Origin of the sequence: Pseudomonas sp. SZ57, from assembly GCF_009495975.1 — a bacterium.
Classification (GTDB): domain Bacteria; phylum Pseudomonadota; class Gammaproteobacteria; order Pseudomonadales; family Pseudomonadaceae; genus Aquipseudomonas; species Aquipseudomonas syringae.
This window is the reverse complement of the sequence record NZ_WIBD01000002.1, coordinates 781,140-801,898: the sequence shown is the minus strand read 5'-3', so window position 1 is coordinate 801,898 and position 20,759 is coordinate 781,140. Positions and strand designations below refer to the sequence as shown.

19 protein-coding genes are annotated in these 20,759 nt (G+C 59.7%); 6 read left to right on the top strand and 13 right to left on the bottom strand.

The features are described 5' to 3' along the window. Positions 1-260: 260 nt before the first annotated feature. Positions 261-617, bottom strand: coding sequence for a 6-carboxytetrahydropterin synthase QueD (gene queD, locus GE543_RS03655; protein ID WP_003317991.1), 357 nt, complete (start codon positions 615-617; stop codon positions 261-263). A 210-nt stretch (positions 618-827) separates the two neighbouring features. Here queD and GE543_RS03650 point away from each other — a divergent pair, with 210 nt between their 5' ends. The 5 genes from GE543_RS03650 to GE543_RS03625 all read left to right on the top strand — a co-directional run bounded on the left by GE543_RS03650 (position 828) and on the right by GE543_RS03625 (position 4,805). Further along, positions 828-1,136, top strand: a complete 309-nt coding sequence (locus GE543_RS03650) for a PepSY domain-containing protein (protein ID WP_103697169.1) — start codon at positions 828-830, stop codon at positions 1,134-1,136. Next, positions 1,136-1,444: a PepSY domain-containing protein gene (locus tag GE543_RS03645; protein ID WP_003317989.1), complete on the top strand. Its 309-nt coding sequence runs from the start codon at positions 1,136-1,138 to the stop codon at positions 1,442-1,444. The genes GE543_RS03650 and GE543_RS03645 overlap by 1 nt, the downstream gene beginning before the upstream one ends. Beyond that, positions 1,444-2,112, top strand: a complete 669-nt coding sequence (locus tag GE543_RS03640; RefSeq protein WP_003395667.1) for a response regulator transcription factor — start codon at positions 1,444-1,446, stop codon at positions 2,110-2,112. Before GE543_RS03645 ends, GE543_RS03640 begins: the two co-directional genes overlap by 1 nt. Beyond that, complete coding sequence (locus GE543_RS03635) at positions 2,109-3,428, top strand: sensor histidine kinase (protein WP_046235403.1); 1,320 nt, start codon at positions 2,109-2,111, stop codon at positions 3,426-3,428. Before GE543_RS03640 ends, GE543_RS03635 begins: the two co-directional genes overlap by 4 nt. Positions 3,429-3,740: 312 nt before the next feature. Further along, complete coding sequence (locus GE543_RS03625) at positions 3,741-4,805, top strand: AI-2E family transporter (RefSeq protein ID WP_153220712.1); 1,065 nt, start codon at positions 3,741-3,743, stop codon at positions 4,803-4,805. A gap of 105 nt (positions 4,806-4,910) precedes the next feature. On the opposite strand, the gene GE543_RS03620 is transcribed toward GE543_RS03625, so the two are convergent. Next, positions 4,911-5,834, bottom strand: coding sequence for an alpha/beta fold hydrolase (locus GE543_RS03620; RefSeq protein WP_153220710.1), 924 nt, complete (start codon positions 5,832-5,834; stop codon positions 4,911-4,913). 120 nt (positions 5,835-5,954) lie between these two features. Between GE543_RS03620 and GE543_RS03615 the strand changes: the two genes are divergently transcribed. Beyond that, on the top strand, positions 5,955-6,911 hold the full coding sequence (locus GE543_RS03615; RefSeq protein ID WP_153220708.1) for an AraC family transcriptional regulator: 957 nt from the start codon (positions 5,955-5,957) through the stop codon (positions 6,909-6,911). 68 nt (positions 6,912-6,979) lie between these two features. On the opposite strand, the gene nuoN is transcribed toward GE543_RS03615, so the two are convergent. The 11 genes from nuoN to nuoC form a co-directional block, all read right to left on the bottom strand. Further along, positions 6,980-8,449 (bottom strand): NADH-quinone oxidoreductase subunit NuoN, encoded by a 1,470-nt coding sequence (gene nuoN, locus GE543_RS03610; RefSeq protein WP_003317984.1) that lies wholly within the window; start codon positions 8,447-8,449, stop codon positions 6,980-6,982. Positions 8,450-8,456: 7 nt separating this feature from the next. Beyond that, positions 8,457-9,989, bottom strand: coding sequence for an NADH-quinone oxidoreductase subunit M (nuoM, locus tag GE543_RS03605; RefSeq protein WP_153220706.1), 1,533 nt, complete (start codon positions 9,987-9,989; stop codon positions 8,457-8,459). 39 nt (positions 9,990-10,028) lie between these two features. Then, positions 10,029-11,882 (bottom strand): NADH-quinone oxidoreductase subunit L, encoded by a 1,854-nt coding sequence (gene nuoL, locus GE543_RS03600; protein ID WP_046266447.1) that lies wholly within the window; start codon positions 11,880-11,882, stop codon positions 10,029-10,031. After that, a complete protein-coding gene (gene nuoK / locus GE543_RS03595; RefSeq protein ID WP_003317980.1) occupies positions 11,879-12,187 on the bottom strand; it encodes an NADH-quinone oxidoreductase subunit NuoK in 309 nt (102 codons plus the stop codon). Before nuoK ends, nuoL begins: the two co-directional genes overlap by 4 nt. Continuing rightward, positions 12,184-12,693, bottom strand: a complete 510-nt coding sequence (nuoJ, locus tag GE543_RS03590) for an NADH-quinone oxidoreductase subunit J (RefSeq protein ID WP_003317979.1) — start codon at positions 12,691-12,693, stop codon at positions 12,184-12,186. The genes nuoK and nuoJ overlap by 4 nt, the downstream gene beginning before the upstream one ends. 10 nt (positions 12,694-12,703) lie before the next feature. Next, positions 12,704-13,252 carry an NADH-quinone oxidoreductase subunit NuoI gene (gene nuoI / locus GE543_RS03585; RefSeq protein WP_002554018.1) on the bottom strand — a complete coding sequence of 183 codons (549 nt, stop codon included), beginning with the start codon at positions 13,250-13,252 and terminating at the stop codon, positions 12,704-12,706. A gap of 11 nt (positions 13,253-13,263) precedes the next feature. Further along, on the bottom strand, positions 13,264-14,271 hold the full coding sequence (nuoH, locus tag GE543_RS03580) for an NADH-quinone oxidoreductase subunit NuoH (protein WP_003411662.1): 1,008 nt from the start codon (positions 14,269-14,271) through the stop codon (positions 13,264-13,266). Continuing rightward, positions 14,268-16,985: an NADH-quinone oxidoreductase subunit NuoG gene (nuoG, locus tag GE543_RS03575; protein ID WP_153220704.1), complete on the bottom strand. Its 2,718-nt coding sequence runs from the start codon at positions 16,983-16,985 to the stop codon at positions 14,268-14,270. Before nuoG ends, nuoH begins: the two co-directional genes overlap by 4 nt. A gap of 136 nt (positions 16,986-17,121) precedes the next feature. After that, the gene (nuoF, locus tag GE543_RS03570) at positions 17,122-18,480 is read right to left on the bottom strand and encodes an NADH-quinone oxidoreductase subunit NuoF (RefSeq protein ID WP_003395689.1); all 1,359 of its coding nucleotides are present in this window, start codon (positions 18,478-18,480) and stop codon (positions 17,122-17,124) included. Continuing rightward, the gene (gene nuoE, locus GE543_RS03565) at positions 18,477-18,974 is read right to left on the bottom strand and encodes an NADH-quinone oxidoreductase subunit NuoE (protein ID WP_002554014.1); all 498 of its coding nucleotides are present in this window, start codon (positions 18,972-18,974) and stop codon (positions 18,477-18,479) included. The genes nuoF and nuoE overlap by 4 nt, the downstream gene beginning before the upstream one ends. 2 nt (positions 18,975-18,976) lie before the next feature. Continuing rightward, positions 18,977-20,758, bottom strand: a complete 1,782-nt coding sequence (gene nuoC, locus GE543_RS03560) for an NADH-quinone oxidoreductase subunit C/D (RefSeq protein WP_002554013.1) — start codon at positions 20,756-20,758, stop codon at positions 18,977-18,979. Position 20,759: the final 1 nt, after the last annotated feature.

Genomic DNA, 20,759 nt, shown 5'->3' with positions numbered 1-20,759 from the left:
CCCGAACTCAGTAGTGAACCGATGTATCGCCGATGGTAGTGTGGGGTTTCCCCATGTGAGAGGAGGTCATCGTCAAGATTGATTTCCAGAAACCCTCATCGATTACGCCTTGAGGGTTTTTGTTTGTCTGGTGCCTGTAAAAACCAGCGTGAAAAGACGTTTTCGTTTCTATGCATCATGCTTCTGCGTGGCTATATCTGCCGCCGATCGACAGGCACAAAAAAACCACCGATAAGGTGGTTTTTTTATTGTCAGGGCAATCAGTCGCCGCGGTATTCACATCCGCTGGTGCAGGTCTCGTGAATACGGACTGCCGACAGCTCCGGGAGCAAAGGCTTCAATTCATTCCAGATCCATTTCGCCAGGTTTTCGCTGGTTGGATTCTCCAGGCCCGGGATGTCATTCAGGTAGTTATGATCGAGGCGTTCATACAGCGGCTTGAAGATCGCCTTGATTTCCGAGAAGTCCCGGATCCAGCCGGTATGGGGATCAACCTTTCCGGCCAGATGAATGCCGACACGAAACGAATGGCCGTGCAGACGTCCACACTTGTGCCCCTCAGGAACGTGGGGGAGGCGGTGTGCTGACTCGAAGGTAAACTCTTTGAAGATTTCCACTGTGTATTGGCCCCGGAAAAATGGCGATCGCTCACGCGATAAATGCAATCGACGAGTTTAACAGCAATGGCCTGAAACTCCATGCAAGGGTTGGCCGCGATGACCCTGCCAGAATGCTTGATGGCACTCGGCCAGATCTATTCAGTTTGAGTTAAGTTGTACCGGTTAAGGTGGGCGCCATAGAAGCACCGATCGCTATGGATACCCCCTATGAAAACGCTGACCACCCTGCTGGCGGCCCTTACATTTATTTTGACGTCCTGTTTCATTCAGGCGCGTGGGGTCGACCCACAGGAAGTGATGCGCCTCAGTGAGGCCGGTACGCTTCATTCGGCTGAAAAGCTCGATGCCAAAGCGCTGAGCAAACACCCCGATGCCAGTATCATCGGCACGCAGTTCAAGAACATCTACGGCAGGTACGTTTACAATGTCGAGCTGCGTGACAAACAGGGTGTTGAGTGGGTTCTCGAAATGGACGCCGCCACGGGCCAGGTCTACAGGAATCATCAGGATAACTAATGAATGTCGACAAGCGTCTCTGTGTCATCCTTGGTTTGAGCCTGACCTGCTCTTTTGTGTATGCCAGAGATCTGAATCAGGATGAAGCGCTCAGTTTGCGGCAGCGCGGGGTCATCCTGCCTCTCGAACAGTTCATCGAGCGCGCGATGGGCCTTCATCCGGGCTCTCGTCTGCTGGAGGCCGAGCTCGAGGAGAAGAATAATGTGTACGTGTATGAATTTGAGTTGCTGACCCCTGAGGGCGTCGTCCGCGAGCTCAAGTTCGATGCACGTGATAGCCGATTACTGAAAGACGAGGACGATGATTGATGCGCCTGCTACTGGTTGAAGACCATGTTCCCCTTGCCGATGAGCTGCTCGCTGCGCTGGGGCGTCAAGGCTACGCGGTCGACTGGCTGGCCGACGGGCGCGATGCGGTTCATCAAGGAGCAACCGAGCCTTATGACCTGATCGTTCTGGATCTGGGTTTGCCTGGCATGCCAGGGCTTGAGGTTCTCCAGCAGTGGCGCAGCAAAGGTCTGGCGACCCCCGTGTTGATTCTGACCGCGCGGGGCTCCTGGTCAGAGCGTATAGAAGGCTTGAAGGCAGGCGCCGACGATTACCTGACCAAGCCTTTTCATCCTGAAGAGCTACAACTGCGTATTCAGGCATTGCTGCGACGTTCGCACGGGCTGGCCAACCAGCCCACGCTGGAATCGGCCGGCCTTAATCTGGATGAAGGCCGGCAATGCGTCAGCCGCGATGGCGTGGATATCCAGCTCACCTCGGCTGAGTTTCGGTTGCTGCGTTATTTCATGCTCCACCCGGGACAGATTCTCTCTAAAAGCCATCTGTCAGAGCATTTGTACGATGGCGAAAACGAGCGTGATTCCAACGTCATCGAAGTTCATGTCAATCACCTGAGGCGCAAGTTGGGCCGCGCAGTCGTCGAGACACGCCGCGGTCAGGGCTATCTTTACGGTGGAGCCGGCGGTTGAAATCCATACAGCGGCGTCTGAGTCTGGGTCTGATCGCCGTTATGGTGGTTGTCGGTCTGGTGATGGCGCAGACCAGTCTCTGGCTGTTCGAAGTGGGCCTGCAGCGCTATCTGGAGTCAGGCCTGCGCAACGAAAGTGAAAACCTGCTGGTAGCGCTGGTACGAGGACCGGCCGGGCTGCAACTGGATGATCATCGCCTGTCGGGTGCCTATCAGCGGCCGTTGTCCGGCCATTATTTCCGCATGGATTTGCCGCAGGGGCACTGGCGCTCCCGCTCCCTGTGGGATTTCGAGCTGCCCCAGCCCGGAGTGGGTTTGCATGCCAATCTTGAGCTCGGCAAGACCGGGCAGTCGCTGTTGATGCTGACCAGCGAATACCGCAAGTTCGGCAAGCAGGTTTCAATCACCGTCGCACAGGATTACACGCCGGTCAGGGCGAGTTTTCGTCTCATGCAGCAGATCGGACTGGGACTTGGGCTTGCCGCGCTGATCCTGGTGCTGGTGTTACAACGCATCACCGTGCGAAGAGCGCTTCGTCCGCTTGAAACCGTTCGCGAGCAGATCTTTCAGCTCCAGCAGGGCCAGCGCTCACAACTGGATAATCAGGTTCCCCTTGAACTCGAACCACTGGTGGCGCAGATCAACCACCTGCTTGCGCATACCGAAGACAGCCTGAAACGCTCACGCAATGCACTGGGTAATCTTGGACATGCCTTGAAGACACCGCTCGCGGTCTTGCTCAGCCTGGCCCTCAGCGGACAATTGGACGCCAACCCGGCCTTGCGCAGGACGCTGCAGGAGCAGCTGGAAAATATCCGTCTGCGTCTGGAACGCGAGCTCAATCGCGCACGGCTCTCCGGCGACGCTCTACCGGGAGCCCGCTTCGATTGTGATGCCGAACTGCCCGGGCTTTTCTCCACACTGGGCATGATTCATGGTGCCCACCTCCAGTTGATCAACGATGTCGAGGCGGGCATGTACCTGCCGTGGGATCGAGAGGACATTCTCGAGCTGCTCGGCAACCTGCTGGACAACGCCTGCAAATGGGCCGACAGCGAAGTGCGTCTGGACATTCTGAGTCAGCATCAGGGCTTCTGTCTGTTGGTGGATGACGACGGGCCTGGTATTCCCGAGGCGCAACGCGCAGAAGTGTTCAGCCGTGGCGCTCGTCTTGACGAGCAGATTACCGGCCACGGGCTGGGTCTGGGTATCGTGCGCGACATCGTCGAGGCGTGGGGCGGTCAATTGCAATTGCTGGAGAGTCCGGCAGGGGGATTGCGGGTACGCATAGACCTGCCAGAGCGGACTGCCCCGTAGTACGTCAGCCGGCATCTTTCAGAGAAATCAATCGCAGCGCTCATCGGATCGCGGGTGCAGTGGAGCGCGTCGCCGATGAAACCCGGCAAAGCGCCGAGACCTCACGCAGTCTGGCCGAACCGGGTGCGCGCCTGGACAGCCTAGTGTTCAGTTCCGGGTCTGACGCTTGCCTGGCAGGAGCTTGAACTCCTGCCATCACCCGCTACTGGCCTCGCCGTCATATTGCCTTCATGGAAGATGGCACTCGTGCGCTCGTGTGCTGACTAAGCTCTAGACCGGGTGCGATGCGCGGTCTAATGACATGGACAGGACATGAACGAAACCACGCTGCAATACAAAACCCTCATTCTGCTACTGGTACTGGTGACCATTGCCTTCATATGGATTCTGCTGCCGTTCTATGGCGCAGTGTTCTGGGCGGTCATCCTTGGAATCATCTTCGCGCCTGTGCAGCGCAAATTGCAGATCAAGTTCAACTGGTCACGCAATCTCACTTCCCTGTGCACCCTGATGATCTGTCTGGTCATCGCCATTCTGCCGGTGATCGTGATCAGCGCCTTGCTGGTTCAGGAGGGCACCACCCTATACAAGAACGTCGAGACCGGGCAACTGGATATCGCCGGCTATCTGGCCGAGTTCAAGGACCTGCTGCCGCACTCCATGCAGGCGCTGCTTGATCGTCTGGGCATGGGCGATCTGGAAGGGTTGCGCGACAAGATCGCCAAGGGCGCGATGCAGGGCAGTCAGTACCTGGCGACCCAGGCATTCAGCTTCGGGCAGGGCACCTTCGACTTTGTCGTCAGCGTCTTCATCATGCTTTACCTGCTGTACTTTTTCCTGCGCGACGGACAGGATCTGGTACGCAAGATCCGCACGGCCTTCCCGTTGGGCGAACAGCAGAAGCGTCGCCTGCAGCTCAAGTTCACCCGAGTGGTACGTGCCACGGTCAAAGGCAACGTGGTGGTCGCGGTCACGCAAGGTGCGCTGGGCGGTTTCATCTTCTGGGTGCTGGACATCCCGAGTGCACTGCTCTGGGCGGTGATCATGGCATTCCTGTCGCTGTTGCCTGCGGTGGGAGCCGGGATTGTCTGGGCGCCAGTGGCCATCTACTTCCTGCTTAGTGGGATGATTTGGCAAGGTGTGGTACTGGGCTTGTTTGGCGTCTTCGTGATCGGTCTGGTGGATAACGTACTGCGCCCGATCCTGGTGGGCAAAGACACCAAAATGCCGGATTACCTGATCCTTATTTCCACGCTGGGCGGCATGTCGGTCTTCGGTCTGAACGGCTTTGTGATCGGACCTCTGGTGGCGGCGCTGTTCATGTCCAGCTGGGGGTTGTTCAGCGGCGCCAAGAAGCCCGTAAAACTGCCTGGCTGATATCGTAAGAAGGCGCAGCCGACACAGACCCGCGCATGCCTCCTGCCATTTATCAGGCAGGGGCATGCGTTTTTTTTGATTAGGACATAACTCCCGGAGCAGGTCTCATTCTGAGCCTTTTGCCGCGATGGCAGCCGAGCCCATGAAGGCTGTCAGATCAGTATTGAAGCGCGATGCTTCTTCCAGAAATGGCGCGTGGCCTGAATTTTCGTACACCTTGGATTGAATCCGCGCATTGAGTTGCCGGGCACGTGCGATGCTGGGCTGAACATTGACCAGCTCATCCTTGCCGCCATACAGCATCAATACCGGCACCTTTGCCCTGGGCAAGCCTTCTGCCGCATCGACAGTCATTGCAGGCGTAGCACGGGTCATCGCCCACGATGCCATCGCGGCACTCGACAGCAGCCGCTCGAATGTCAATGCATCCGGCTTTGTCTGGAAGCACAGTCCGAGAAAAGTACGTACTGCATCAAGGTGGGTCTTCAGGTCCTCTGAGCTCAGGCCTGCATACACTTGAGGATGAGCTGTAATCAAAGCAGCGTTGAGCTCGATGACACCATCGACATACACAACCCCGCCGATCTTCGCATCGCCATAGGCGGCGAGGTAGTTAGACATGACCACGCCCCCCATTGACCAGCCAACCAGCACCGGACGCTTGCTTGCAGTGGCTTCAACTACCGCTGCCAGATCGTCCGCATAATGACGTCCATTGCGGTACGCCTCGATATTCCCGGGCTTGTCGGAAAGACCGTGACCGCGCAGGTCATAAGTAATCATCCGGTAGCGCTGCAACTGAGGACTATCGATCTGCTTCTCCCAATTGAGATGACTGCCCAGCAGGCCGTGGATGAAAATCAGCGCCGGGCCGCTCGGATCTCCTGATTCCTGCACAGCGAGCTTGACGCCGTCAGGGGCTGTGACGGTGTAGCTTTTGTCTATTGCCAGGGCAATCGACGATAGTCCGCTTAACAGCGCGACAAGCCAGGTATTACGCAGTAGGCGAACGAAGCGAATGTGATTCATGAGGCGATTTCCCTGCGGCAGAAGTGATGGGCGCACTGTAGGTCGATGACGCAGGACGGTCTATGGCGTAGGATCCGGAAAAATTGATTAATCATCCTGAATTCGCGGTGACCGTTCTCCATGCCAACCTGCTCAAATGACCCCATCAGCGAACTGCTGCTCGGTATGCGTCTATTCGGTGTTCAATTCCGCAGGCTGGAAGTCGTACCGCCTCTTGGTGTTGGCTTCAGTAACGCAATCGGGCGAGCACAGTTTCATTTCGTCGGACGAGGGCCGGTGTGGTTGCGCAGCGCTGAGAACGTTCTGTACAGGCTCGATACCGGAGACGCGGTTCTGATTCCGCGCGGTGGGCACCATGCCATTTTGTCGGCTGAAGACACGGCTGCGAGCGATATACAGCTGTTTGACCCGTCTACCGGCATTGTCGATGGCGTTCACAATGGGGCATACGACGAGGAGGGCGGAGTCTTTGATCACGCGATCATCTTCAGCTGTTGCATGGAGTTGGAGCTGGGCGGCATGCAACCGCTTGTTGCCGCCATGCCGGATGTCATGCAGGTCAGCACTCTGTTGGAGACATGTCCCGAGCTGCTGCCCATGCTTGCGGCAATGGAGCGTGAGACCTTGATGCTGCAGGCCGGGCATGCGGGGATTCTGGCACGTCTTGCTGAAGTCGTGGCCGCGCTGTTGGTGCGTGGTTGGGTTGCAGGCGGCTGTGGGAATGCCACAGGCTGGCTCGGTGCTTTGCAAGACCCTCGGCTGAGCCGGGCCATTGTCATGATGCACCGGCACCCAGGCAGAAACTGGACGGTGGCCACGCTTGCCCATGAGGCCAGGCATTCCCGCTCTGTGTTCGCACAGCGCTTTCTCGAGGCAACGGGTATGCCGCCATTGCAGTACCTGACGGAGCTGAGAATGCGCCTGGCATTGCACAGGCTGAGCCGTGAACACTGTTCTCTGGAGGCTGTTGCCAGTCAACTGGGTTACGGTTCATTGGCTGCCTTCAGCCGTGCATTCAAAAGAACGATGGGCCTATCCCCTGGCGCTGTTCGTGCCGCGAAAAGCGTTGCCGGGTAGCTGTTCCAACCATTTTCGAAGACAAAAAAAAGCCCTGCTCGAGAGCAGGGCTTTGCGTTTGCGCAGGATCAGCCCGCTACGTGCAGACCGGCGTTGAGCACCAGATCGAGCAGCGGTTGCGGGTAGACACCCAGCACGAAGGTCAGGATCGCAACGGCCAGCAGCATCACGCCGCCCGTGCGCTGCGCCCAGTTGATGGCTGCGTCGTGGCGAGGAAGCTTGTTGTCGACCAGATACATGGTGACCATGACGCGCAGGTAATAGAACACGCCGATAGCGCTACCGATTACCAGAGCCCCGACCAGCCACCACAGCTGCGATTCGACACCGGTGGCGATGATATAGAACTTGCCGATGAAACCTGCGGTGAGCGGGATACCCGCCAGCGACAGCATCATCAGGGTCATGACTGCCGTCAGGTAAGGGCGACGCCAGAACAGACCACGGTATTCGAACATTGCATCGGCATCACGTCCGCTGTAAGGCGAAGACATCATGGTGATCACACCGAAGCTGCCCAGCGAGGTCAGCACGTAAGTCGCCAGATAGACGCCGATCGCCTCGACCGCCATGCCTTTGCTGGCCACCAGCGCAATCATCAGGTAACCGAAGTGCGCGATGGAGGAGTAGCCCAGCAGACGCTTGAGGTTGGTCTGAGTCAGCGCCAGCAGGTTGCCGACCAGGATCGACGCGACGGCGATGACTGCCAGTACGTCATGCAGGACACCGCTGCTGGCTGCTGGTGAAACCTGGAACAGACGCACCAGTACCGCAAATACCGCCACCTTGCTGGCAGTTGCCAGGAAGGCTGCGACCGGCGCAGGAGCGCCTTCGTAAACGTCCGGGGTCCACAGGTGGAAAGGCACCAGTGACAGCTTGAAGGCCAGGCCGACGACCATCATGCCCAGACCCAGGCTGGCAATCGGACTCGGCATGCCGGTCGCTGCGATGGCCTTGCCGATACCGTCGAAGCTCAGCGAGCCTGCCTCTGCGTACAGCAGCGCCATACCGAACAGCAGGAACGCCGAACCTGCAGCCGACAGGACCATGTACTTGATGCCGCCTTCCAGCGAACGCTTGTTGAAGAAGGCATAAGCCACCAGCCCATAGACCGGCACCGACAGCAGTTCCAGGCCGATGAACAGGCCCGCCAGATGCTGAGCGCTGACCAGCACCAGTCCGCCGGCAGCTGCCAGCAGGATCAGCAGGTAAAGCTCTTCGCGATTGCCCGGATACCCGACCTTGCCGTCACCCAGATAGGCGTGCGCCATGGTCACGCAAGCGAGGGTAGAGGCGAGGATGATCGCCATGTACAGGCAGGCAAAGTTGTCGATATGCAGCAGTGGCGTCACGACCAGAGGGGCGACTTTCAATGCCGGATAAATCGACAGCAGGGCCAGGTTGAGGCCTGCTACCGAAAGCAGGAACGTTTGCGAGTGATTGCGGCGCCATGCGATCGCAAGCATCACCACGACAATGGTGAGGCTGGTGATCAGCAGTGGCGCAAGCGCAATAAAGTGTTGAATCGTCAGGTCCATAGCGCTCTTACCGGGCCGAAGCGAGTTGAGTGAAGGCAGTGCCTAGCCATTGCTGCACGCCATGCATGGTCGCCGCCGATGTGTCGAGGAACGGCTGCGGGAACACCCCGAGCACGACCAGCAACACGGCAAGGCCCAGCACCATGATCATTTCCCGTCCGTCCATGCCCTTCAGAACCTCGTCGGACTTCGACGGGCCGAAGTAGGCGCGGTGGATCATGATCAGCGAGTAGACAGAACCAAACACCAGACCGGAGGTGGCGATCGCCGTGATCCATGGTGAGCTGGCGAAGCTGCCCAGCAGAATCAGGAACTCACCGACGAAGTTGCCGGTGCCCGGCAGACCCAGAGAGGCGGCGGCAAAGAACAGGCTGATGGCCGGGATGTAGGCGATGCGTGACCACAGACCACCCATCTCACGCATGTCGCGAGTGTGCAGACGCTCGTACAACTGGCCACTGAGAATGAACAGTGCCGCGGCCGACAGACCGTGGGCGATCATCTGGATCAGTACGCCTTGCAGGGCTTGCTGGCTGCCCGAGTAGATACCGATCAGTACGAAGCCCATGTGCGAAACGCTGGAGAACGCGATCAGACGCTTGATGTCGGTCTGGGAAAACGCGAGGAATGCGCCGTAGAAGATACCGACCAGGCCCAGCGTCATGGCAATCGGTGCGAACTCGGCCGATGCGTTGGGGAACAGCGGCAGGGCAAAGCGCAGCAGGCCGTAAGCCGCCGTCTTCAGCAGGATACCCGCCAGGTCGACGGAGCCTGCGGTCGGTGCCTGGGCATGCGCATCCGGCAGCCAGGAGTGCAACGGCACCACCGGCAGCTTGACGGCGAAGGCAATGAAGAAGCCCAGCATCAGGATGTACTCGGTGCCCGGTGCCAGTTTGGTCTTCAGCAGGTCGGCGTAGGCAAAGGTGATCACGCCGGTCTGATTGAAGTGCACCAGCACCAGACCCAGGATCGCCACCAGCATGATCAGGCCGCTGGCCTGAGTGAAGATGAAGAACTTGGTGGCCGCATAGATACGGGTTTTCTTGCCATCCGAAGAACTGTGACCCCAGAGCGCGATGAGGAAATACATCGGCACCAGCATCATTTCCCAGAAGAAGAAGAACATGAACAGGTCGATGGCCAGGAACACGCCGACGACACCGCCCAGGATCCACATCAGGTTAAGGTGGAAGAAACCGACCTTGCGCTGGATTTCCTTCCACGAGCACAGCACCGACAGCACGCCCAGCAGGCCGGTCAGCAGGATCATCAGCAGCGACAGACCATCGAGTGCCAGATGCACGTCGATGCCGAAGCGGGTGATCCACGGGTGGTGGAATTCCAGGGTCCAGGTCGGATCGGCACCCGGCACCGGCGCGTAGCCGAAGTTGCCGGTAGCCCACAGCCAGAGGCCGAGAACCAGTTCCAGGGTCATTGTCAGCAACGCAATCCAGCGCGGCAGGGTAGAGCCGAAGCGCTCACCCAGCCAGCACAGCAGGCCGCCGATGAAGGGGATCAGGATTAGCCAGGGCAGAATCATGACGGGCTCAATTCCTTTCGCAAATTCGCAAGGTTCATATCAGATCGCAACCAGAACGACGGCACCGAGTACCAGAACGGCACCCACGGCGATCGAGGCAGCATACCAACGCAACTGGCCGGTCTCGGTGCGGCTCATGGTGTCATGACCGCCTTTGACCAGACGTGGGATCAAGCCGATGGTGCGGTCGAACGGATCGCTACGCAGTACATGGCTGATTGCCAGATACGGCTTGACGAACAGCTTGTCGTAGATCCAGTCGAAGCCCCAAGCCGCGAACCACCAGGCCGAAAGGAAACGGCCCGGACCGCTGTTGGCGATAGCCGTCGCCAGGCGGCGCTTTCCGAGAAACAGCAAGGCTGCCAGCAGGATACCGGCCAGCGCGATGGCGCCGGAAGCGATCTCCAGACTGTGCTTGGCTTCGCCACCGGCATGGCCGACGCTCTGCGGCAACACACCGGCCAAGGGCGGAGTGATCAGCGCGCCGATGAATGTCGACAGCACGATCAGCACCGACAGTGGCAGCCAGTGAGCGATGCCGTGACCTGCGTGTGCTTCGGTCTTGGCTTCACCGTGGAACGCGATGAAGATCAGACGGAAGGTGTACAGCGACGTCATGAACGCGCCCACCAGACCGGCATACAGCAAGCCGTTGTTACCGCTGGCAAATGCTTCCCAGAGAATTTCGTCCTTGGAGTAGAAGCCCGCCGTCAGCAGCGGCAGGGCGGAAAGAGCCGCGCCACCGACGATGAAGCTGGCGTAGGCCAATGGCAGCTTCTTCCACAGGCCGCCCATCTTGAAGATGTTCTGCTCGTGGTGGCAGGCAACGATCACCGCACCGGATGCAAGGAACAGCAGCGCCTTGAAGAAGGCGTGGGTCATCAGGTGGAAGATCGCGCCTTCCCAGGCGCCGACACCCAGTGCCAGGAACATATAGCCGATCTGGCTCATGGTCGAGTAGGCGAGGATACGCTTGATGTCGGTCTGCACCAGTGCGGCAAAACCCGCCAGAACCAGCGTGACGCCGCCGACAATGCCGACCAGATGCAGGATGTCAGGTGCCAGTGCGAACAGGCCATGAGTACGCGCGATCAGGTAAACGCCCGCCGTGACCATGGTCGCTGCGTGGATCAGCGCCGAAACTGGCGTAGGACCGGCCATCGCATCCGCCAGCCAGGTTTGCAGTGGCAGCTGTGCAGATTTACCGACCGCACCGCCCAACAGCATCAACGTCGCCAGCACGATCCAGAAATCGCCGACCTTGAAGTGTTCCGGCGCCCGGACCAGCAGTTCCTGCACATTGAGCGTGCCCAATTGCTGGAACAGGATGAACAAGCCGATAGCCATGAACACGTCACCGATACGGGTGACGATGAACGCTTTGAGCGCTGCGTTGCCGTTGTTGCGGTTGCTGTAATAGAAACCGATCAACAGGTAGCTGCACAGGCCCACGCCTTCCCAACCGAAGTAGATGAACAGCAGGTTGTCGCCCAGGATCAGGAACAGCATGCTGGCAATGAACAGGTTGGTGTAGGAGAAGAAGCGCGAGTAGCCCGCTTCACCGCGCATGTACCAGGACGCGAACAGGTGGATCAGGAAGCCGACGCCAACCACGACGCCCAGCATCGTGACGGACAGTCCGTCCAGATACAGCGCGAAGTTGGGCTGGAAGCCATCGACGTCCATCCAGCGCCACAGCACCTGGGTGTAGTGACCGCCTTCGGGTGGCGCTACGTTGAACTGCCAGATGACCCAGGCCGTGACGATGGCTGACAGGCCGATGGAGCCGACGCCGATCAGCGCAGCGAGGTTTTCCGAGATACGTCCACGGGAGAACGACAGCAGCAGAAAGCCGATGAGGGGGAATACGAAAGTCAGAAAGAGAAGATTCATCCGCGCATCTCGCTGGCAGCATCGATATCGAGAGTGTGGAAGCGGCGATAGAGTTGCATCAGGATCGCCAGGCCGATACTGGCCTCGGCTGCCGCAAGGCTGATCACCAGGATGAACATCACCTGCCCGTCCGGTTGCCCCCAACGGCTGCCGGCAACGACGAACGCCAGTGCAGCGGCGTTCATCATGATTTCCAGGCTCATCAACACGAAGAGAATGTTACGGCGCACCATCAGGCCGACCAGACCCAGACAGAACAGAACCCCGGCGACCGCCAGGCCGTGCTCAAGAGGGATAGCATTCATTGGCTTGGCTCCTTGGCCTCGTTGCGGCCCAGATGGAAGGCCGTGATGGCTGCTGCAAGCAACAGCATCGAGGCGAGTTCCACCACCAGCAGATAGGGCCCGAACAGGCTGATGCCGACTGCCTTGGCGTCGACCGTGGTGTGACCGACACCAGCGCCGGTCGGGTTGGCGAACAGCACATACAGCAACTCGGCCAGCAACAGCGCGCCGAGAATGACCGGGCCGATCCAGATGCCGGGTTTGAGCCAGGCACGTTCCTGCTGAACCGAGGCCGGGCCGAGGTTGAGCATCATCACCACAAACACGAACAGGACCATGATCGCGCCCGCGTAGGCAATGACTTCCAGCACACCGGCGAACGGCGCGCCGAGGCTGAAGAACGTCATTGCTACGGCGATCAGCGAGATGATCAGGTAGAGCAGGGCGTGCACCGGGTTCGTGTTGGTGATCACCCGCAGGGTGGACACAACAGCGATACCGGATGCGAAGTAGAAAGCGAATTCCATCTTTACTTCCTTAAGGCAGCAAGCTCTTGACGTTGATCGGCTCGGCTTCGTTCTGTGCGGAGCCCTTGGGCTTGCCGCCGATGGCCATACCGGCAACGCGATAGAAGTTGTAGTCAGGGTTCTTGCCAGGTCCGGAGATCAGCAGGTCTTCTTTCTCGTACACCAGATCCTGACGCTTGAAGTCGGCCATCTCGAAGTCCGGCGTGAGCTGGATCGCGGTTGTCGGGCAGGCTTCTTCGCACAGGCCGCAGAAGATGCAGCGCGAAAAGTTGATGCGGAAGAAGTCGGGATACCAGCGTCCGTCCTCTGTCTCGGCCTTCTGCAGCGAAATGCAGCCGACCGGGCAGGCTACTGCACACAGGTTGCACGCCACGCAGCGCTCTTCACCATCGGGGTCGCGGGTCAGAACGATGCGGCCACGGTAGCGAGGAGGGAGATAAACCTGCTCTTCGGGGTATTGCAGGGTGTCGCGCTTGCGAAAGCCGTGGCCGAAGACCATGACCAGGCTGCGCAACTGGGTACCCGTACCCTTAACGATGTCACCAATATATTTGAACATGGGTCAAATCCTCACTGAACCGAGCCTGCCGGTGTGTTCAACAACACAATCGCAGCAGTCACCAGCAAATTGATCAGGGTCAGCGGCAGACAGAACTTCCAGCTGAAATCCATGACCTGGTCATAACGCGGGCGCGGGATGGAGGCGCGCAGCAGGATGAACAGCATGATGAAAAACGCGGTTTTCAAGGCGAACCAGAAGAATGCCAGCGATGGCAGAATGTCGAACGGGCCGTGCCAGCCGCCGAAGAACAGCGTCACCAGCAGCGCCGAGATCAAAATGATCCCGATGTATTCGCCCACGAAGAACATGCCCCATTTCATGCCGGCATATTCAATGTGGTAGCCGTCAGCCAGTTCCTGCTCGGCTTCCGGTTGGTCGAACGGGTGGCGGTGAGTCACCGCCACGCCTGCGATGAAGAACGTACAGAAGCCGAAGAACTGCGGAATGATGAACCACAGGTTCTGCGCCTGATATTCAACGATGTCGCGCATGTTGAACGAGCCGACCTGAACCACGATACCCATCAGCGCAAGGCCCATGAACACTTCGTAGGACACGGTTTGTGCCGAAGCACGCAGGCTGCCCAGCAGGGCAAACTTGTTGTTGCTCGACCAGCCGGCGAACAGCACCGCATACACGGAAAGACCGGCCATGGCGAAGAAGAACAACAGACCGATGTTCAGGTCCGCGACGCCCCAGGTCGGGGTGATCGGGATCACTGCGAAGGCGATCAGCAAGGCGCTCATGGCAACCACCGGCGCCAGGGTGAAGATCACCTTGTCGGCGAACGGTGGGGTCCAGTCTTCCTTGAAGAACATCTTCAGCATGTCGGCTGCGATCTGGAACATGCCGAACGGACCCACGCGGTTCGGACCATAACGGTCCTGCCACCAGCCCAGCAGACGACGTTCCACAAAGCTCAGCAGCGCACCGCAGACCACGACGGCCAGCAACACCACGATGGCCTTGACCACTGCAATGATTGCGTCGATCACATCAGGGGTAAACCAGGTCATTGCGCTGCCTCCTGCAGACCGTCAACGGATTTGCCGAAGAGTGCTGGCGGAATGCCGGGCAGTCCTGCCGGCAATGCCACAAGGCCCGCGCCCAGTTCTTCGCTGATGCGCAACGGCAGGGTCAGCGTTTCGCCGCCGATGCTCAAGGAGAGCAGGGCACCGTCGTTGACGCCGAGGCGATCGGCTTCGGATTTGGCCACTGCGACATAGGCCTGCGGGATGCGTTCCTGAACCGGCGCGGCCAGAGACGAGGTTTCGTCGCTGCCGAACAGGTGGAAGAACGGTACGACCTGCCAGGTGCCGCGCTCTGGAGAGAACGCGCGTGGCACGCTGGAGAACCACGACAGACCATCGCCCTGGCTTTCGATCAGGCGAGTGCCCGGGTCGCCAGCACGCAAGTGACCACCGACTTCGTCCTGAAACTTGTTCCAGGCCTGCGGCGAATTCCAGCCTGGCGACCAGGCGAATGGCACCTGCTGACGAGGCTCGGCCGAGCCCGAGTAGCCTTCCATGGAGAACGAGAACGCTGTGTCGATGTCTTGCGAGGTGCGCGGCTCATGCACGCTGATGTTGGCTCGCATCGCGGTACGGCCGCTATAACGCAGCGGTTCGCGAGCCAGTTTCAGGCCTTTGATGCGGAACGACGCAGACGGCGCGGCGTTGACGATACCCGCCAGCTGCGGCGTGCTGCCGGCGCAGGCTTCGGTGACGTGGTCCAGTTGCGTCCAGTCAACCGGCTTGTTCAGCAAGGTGGCACGCAGGGCATGCAACCAGCGCCAGCCTTCGTGGACCAGAATGCTGGCATCCAGATAGGTCGGATCGAAGACCTGGAAGAAGCGTTGGGCGCGGCCTTCCTGGCTGACCAGTGTGCCGTCGCCTTCAGCGAAGCTGGCAGCTGGCAGGATCAGGTGGGCGCGGTCGCTGGTCGGGGTTTTCTGATGGTCAGCGACGATCACGACCTTCGCAGCGTTCAGCGCGGCGTCGACGATCCTGGCGTCCACGCGACGATACAAATCGTTTTCCAGCACCACGATAGCGTCGGCCTTGCCGGAGATCACGGCTTGCAGCGCGGCATCTACGGACTCGCCGCCGAACATCGCCAGGCCCATGCTGTTGGCTTCAGGCACGATCAGGCTGATGGAACCCTGCTTGTCGCGCAGCTTCAAGGCCTTGGCGATGTTGGCAGCAGCTTCGATCAGCGCTGTCGAACCCAGCGAACTGCCGGAAATGATCAGCGGTCGTTTGGCAGCCAGCAGTGCGTCGGCAATGCGTTGCGCCAGTTCCAGCGCCTCGCTGTCCAGTCCTTCGACGGCAGGTGCGCTGGCGTCCAGGGCATGGGCCACGGCAAAACCGATACGCGCCAGATCGTCAGGCGCTGCATGTACGCATTCTTCCGCCACGTCGTCGAGACGGGTCTCGGCGAGGCTGGCGATGAACAGCGGATTCAGTTCGTGCTGACCGATGTTCTTCACGGCTGCATCGAGCCACGGCTGGACTTTCATCGCCGCTGCCATGTCTTCAGCCTTGCCTTTGACGGCCTGGCGCAAGCCCAGGGCCATACGCGCCGCTGTCTGGGTCAGGTCTTCACCGAGGACGAAGATGGCATCGTGATCTTCGATATCACGCAGGGTCGGAATCGGCAGCGGGCTGTCGTTCAGGACCTTGAGGATCAGCCTGATACGCTCCAGTTCACCGGCTTCGATACCGCTGTAGAAATGCTCGGCACCCACCAGCTCACGCAGCGCGTAGTTGCTTTCGAGGCTGGCGCGAGGAGAGCCGATACCGACGATGTTACGGCCGCGCAGCAGGTCCGCCGCTTTGTCCAGTGCCTCGTCCAGGCTCAGTTTGACCTGGCCGTCGGCGAGCAATGGCTGACGCGGGCGATCCTTGCGGTTGACGTAGCCGTAGCCAAAACGTCCGCGGTCGCAGAGGAAGTACTGGTTGACCGAGCCGTTGTAACGGTTTTCGATGCGGCGCAATTCACCGTAGCGTTCACCCGGGCTGATGTTGCAGCCGCTGGAGCAGCCGTGGCAGATGCTTGGAGAGAACTGCATGTCCCACTTGCGGTTGTAGCGCTCGGAGTGGGTCTTGTCCGTGAACACACCGGTCGGGCAGACCTCGGTGAGGTTGCCGGAGAACTCGCTTTCCAGCGTGCCATCTTCAACGCGACCGAAGTACACGTTGTCATGGGCGCCGTAGACGCCCAGGTCGGTGCCGCCCGCGTAGTCTTTATAAAAGCGCACACAGCGATAACAGGCAATGCAGCGGTTCATCTCGTGCGCGATGAACGGCCCCAGCTCCTGATTCTGGTGGGTACGCTTGGTGAAGCGATAACGGCGCTCGTTGTGGCCGGTCATCACCGTCATGTCCTGCAGGTGGCAGTGACCACCTTCCTCGCAGACCGGGCAGTCATGCGGGTGGTTGGTCATCAGCCATTCGACGACACTGGCCCGGAAGGCCTTGGACTCATCGTCTTCGATGGAAATCCAGGTGTTGTCGGTGGCTGGCGTCATGCAGGACATGACGATACGACCGCGCGTGTCGTTCTCGTCCGTGTACTGCTTGACCGCGCACTGGCGACAGGCGCCAACGCTGCCAAGGGCGGGGTGCCAGCAGAAATAAGGAATATCGAGGCCCAGCGACAGACATGCCTGTAACAGGTTGTCTGCACCATCGACTTCGAGCGCTTTGCCGTCTACGTGAATAGTAGCCATGGTTCAAAGGTCTTCGTTGGCCCGTTGTCAGCGGGCGTGGCTAATGGAATCTCGGTAGTACCCGTATCGTTCAGCCCGGAGGGCGTCAGCAGGTACGAGGACGGCAGCCCGAACAGCCGCCGACCGTTGTGTCTTGTTATGCGCCGACCACTGTCGGACTTTTGCCCGGAACGAGCGTGGTTGCGCTGGCTGGCGCGATACCGGCTTCGAACTCGGAACGGAAATACTTGATCGCACTGCCCAAGGGTTCAACGGCGCCCGGTGCATGGGCACAGAAGGTCTTGCCAGGGCCGAGGAAATTGACCAGACCCAGCAGGGTTTCGATATCCCCCGGCTGACCCTGACCGTTCTCGATGGCGCGAAGCATTTTCACGCTCCATGGCAAACCGTCGCGGCATGGCGTGCAGAAGCCGCAGGACTCCTGAGCGAAAAACTCTTCCATGTTGCGCAGCAGCGAGACCATGTTGACCGAATCGTCGACCGCCATCGCCAGCCCGGTCCCCATACGGGTGCCTACCTTGGCGATACCGCCTGCATACATCTGGGCGTCCAGATGCTCCGGCAGCAGGAAACCCGTACCGGCGCCTCCGGGTTGCCAGCACTTGAGCTTGAAGCCATCGCGCATGCCGCCGGCGTAGTCTTCGAACAGTTCGCGAGCCTGCACGCCGAAAGGCAGCTCCCACAAACCGGGGTTTTTGACCTTGCCGGAGAAACCCATCAGCTTGGTGCCGTGGTCTTCACTGCCTTCGCGGGCCAACGACTTGTACCAGTCGTTGCCGTTGTTGACGATGGCAGGCACGTTGCACAGGGTCTCGACGTTGTTCACACAGGTCGGCTTGCCCCACACGCCCACTGCCGCAGGGAAGGGTGGCTTGGAGCGCGGGTTGGCGCGGCGGCCTTCCAGCGAGTTGATCAGCGCGGTTTCTTCGCCGCAGATGTAGCGACCGGCACCGGTGTGCACGAACAGTTCGAAGTCGAACCCGGTGCCGAGAATGTTCTTGCCCAGCAAACCGGCAGCCTTGGCTTCCGCCACTGCGCGATTGAGGTGCTTGGCCGCGGTGACGTATTCGCCGCGCAGGAAGATATAGCCACGATAGGCTTTCAGCGCGCGGGCACTGATCAGCATGCCCTCGACCAGCAGATGGGGCAGTTGCTCCATCAGCATGCGGTCTTTCCAGGTGTTGGGCTCCATCTCGTCCGCGTTGCACAGCAGGTAGCGGATGTTCATGGACTCGTCTTTGGGCATCAGGCCCCACTTTACACCGGTGGGGAAGCCTGCGCCGCCGCGGCCCTTGAGGCCGGAATCCTTGACCGACTGGACGATATCGTCAGGCGCCTGTTGCGTCAGCGCCTTGCGCGCTGCCGCGTAGCCGTCCTTGGTCTGGTACTCGTCGAGCCAGACCGGCTCGCCGTCGTCGCGTAGACGCCAGGTCAGCGGATGGGTTTCTGCCGTGCGCGTAATGCGGTTGGCAGGGCCGAAGGAAGTGATGGTCATAGGTAACCCTCCAGCATCTTGGCAACGCCAGCAGGCTGTACATCGCCGAAAGTGTCGTCGTCGACCATCACGGCCGGCGCCTTGTCACAGTTGCCGAGGCAGCAGACCGGCAACAGTGTGAAACGACCGTCGGCGGTGGTCTGACCCAGGCCGATGCCCAGTGAGCTCTTGATCTCGTCGACCACGTTTTCGTGGCCGCCGATGAAGCACACCATGCTGTTGCAGACGCGAATGATGTGACGCCCGACCGGCTGGCGGAAGATCTGGCTGTAGAAGGTGGCAACGCCTTCGACGTCGCTGGCAGGGATGCCCAACAGGTCGCCGATCGCGTAAATGGCGCCGTCGGGCACCCAGCCGCGTTCCTTCTGAACAATTTTCAGGGCTTCGATGGACGCCGCGCGCGGGTCCTCGTAGTGATGCATCTCATGCTCGATGGCCGAGCGCTCGGTTTCGCTCAGGGCGAAACGGTCTGTCTGGATTAGCGGGCTATTCATGCTTAGCGGTCCACGTCGGCCATAACGAAATCGATACTACCCAGGTACGCGATCAAGTCCGCGACCATGCTGCCTTTGATCACCGAAGGGATCTGCTGCAGGTGCGGGTAACTCGGGGTGCGGATCCGGGTACGGTAGCTCATGGTGCCGCCGTCGCTCGTCAGGTAATAGCTGTTGATACCCTTGGTCGCTTCGATCATCTGGAAGGATTCGTTGGCCGGCATGACCGGGCCCCACGAAACCTGCAGGAAGTGCGTGATCAGGGTTTCGATGTGCTGCAGGGTGCGCTCTTTCGGCGGCGGCGTGGTCAGCGGGTGATCCGCCTTGTACGGGCCTTCCGGCATGTTGCGCATGCACTGGTCGATGATCTTGATGCTCTGGCGCATCTCTTCGACGCGGACCATGCAGCGGTCATAGGCATCGCCATTGGCGGCCAGCGGCACTTCGAATTCGAAGTTCTCGTAGCCCGAGTAAGGGCGAGCCTTGCGCAGGTCGAAGTCGCAACCGGTGGAGCGCAGGCCTGCACCGGTGACGCCCCATTCGAGGGCTTCCTTGGTGTTGTAGGCGGCAACGCCGACGGTACGACCCTTGAGGATGCTGTTCTGCAGCGCAGCCTTGGTGTATTCGTCGAGACGCTTGGGCAGCCAGTCGACGAAGTCCTTGACCAGTTTTTCCCAGCCGCGCGGCAGGTCGTGAGCGACGCCGCCGATGCGATACCAGGCAGGGTGCAGACGGAAGCCGGTAATCGCTTCGATCACGGTGTAGGCTTTCTGGCGGTCGGTGAACGTGAAGAACACCGGTGTCATGGCGCCCACGTCCTGAATGTAGGTACCCAGGAACAGCAGGTGACTGGTGATACGGAAGAACTCGGCCATCATGATGCGGATGACGTCGACTTTTTCCGGCACCTTGATGCCTGCCAGCTTCTCGACCGAGAGCACATAAGGCAGGTTGTTCATCACCCCGCCCAGGTAATCGATACGGTCGGTGTAGGGAATGAAGCTGTGCCAGGACTGGCGCTCGGCCATTTTCTCGGCACCACGATGGTGGTAGCCGATGTCCGGAACGCAGTCGACGATTTCTTCGCCGTCCAGTTGCAGAATGATACGGAACGCACCGTGAGCAGAAGGGTGGTTCGGTCCCAGGTTGAGGAACATGTAGTCCTCGTTGGCGCCAGAGCGTTTCATGCCCCAGTCTTCCGGACGGAAGCGTGCGGCTTCTTCTTCCAGCTGCTGTTTGGCGAGGGTCAGGCTGTACGGATCGAACTCCGTTGCACGGGCAGGAAAGTCCTTGCGCAGCGGGTGGCCTTCCCAGGTCGGCGGCATCATGATGCGGCTCAGGTGCGGGTGGCCTGGGAAGTCGATGCCGAACATGTCCCAGACTTCACGCTCGTACCAGTTGGCGTTGGGCCAGATGCTGGTAATCGTCGGTACGCTCAGGTCGCTTTCGGAAAGCGCTACCTTGATCATCACGTCGCTGTTTCGCTCGATCGACAGCAGGTGATAGAACACGGTGAAGTCTGCGCCGGGCAGGCCACGGCGGTTTGTGCGCAGTCGCTCGTCCACGCCATGCAGGTCATAAAGCATGGAGTAGGGCTTGGGCACGTTGCGCAGGAACGTCAGAATTTCAAACAGTCTGGCGCGCTCGACCCACAGCACGGGCATGCCGGTGCGAGTCGGCTGGGCGGTGAAAGCCTCGGCACCAAAACGGTTATTCAGTTCAACGACGACATCTTGGTCGTCAGCCTTGTAAGGCGGGATGTACAGAGCGTTGTCTGCAGTCATA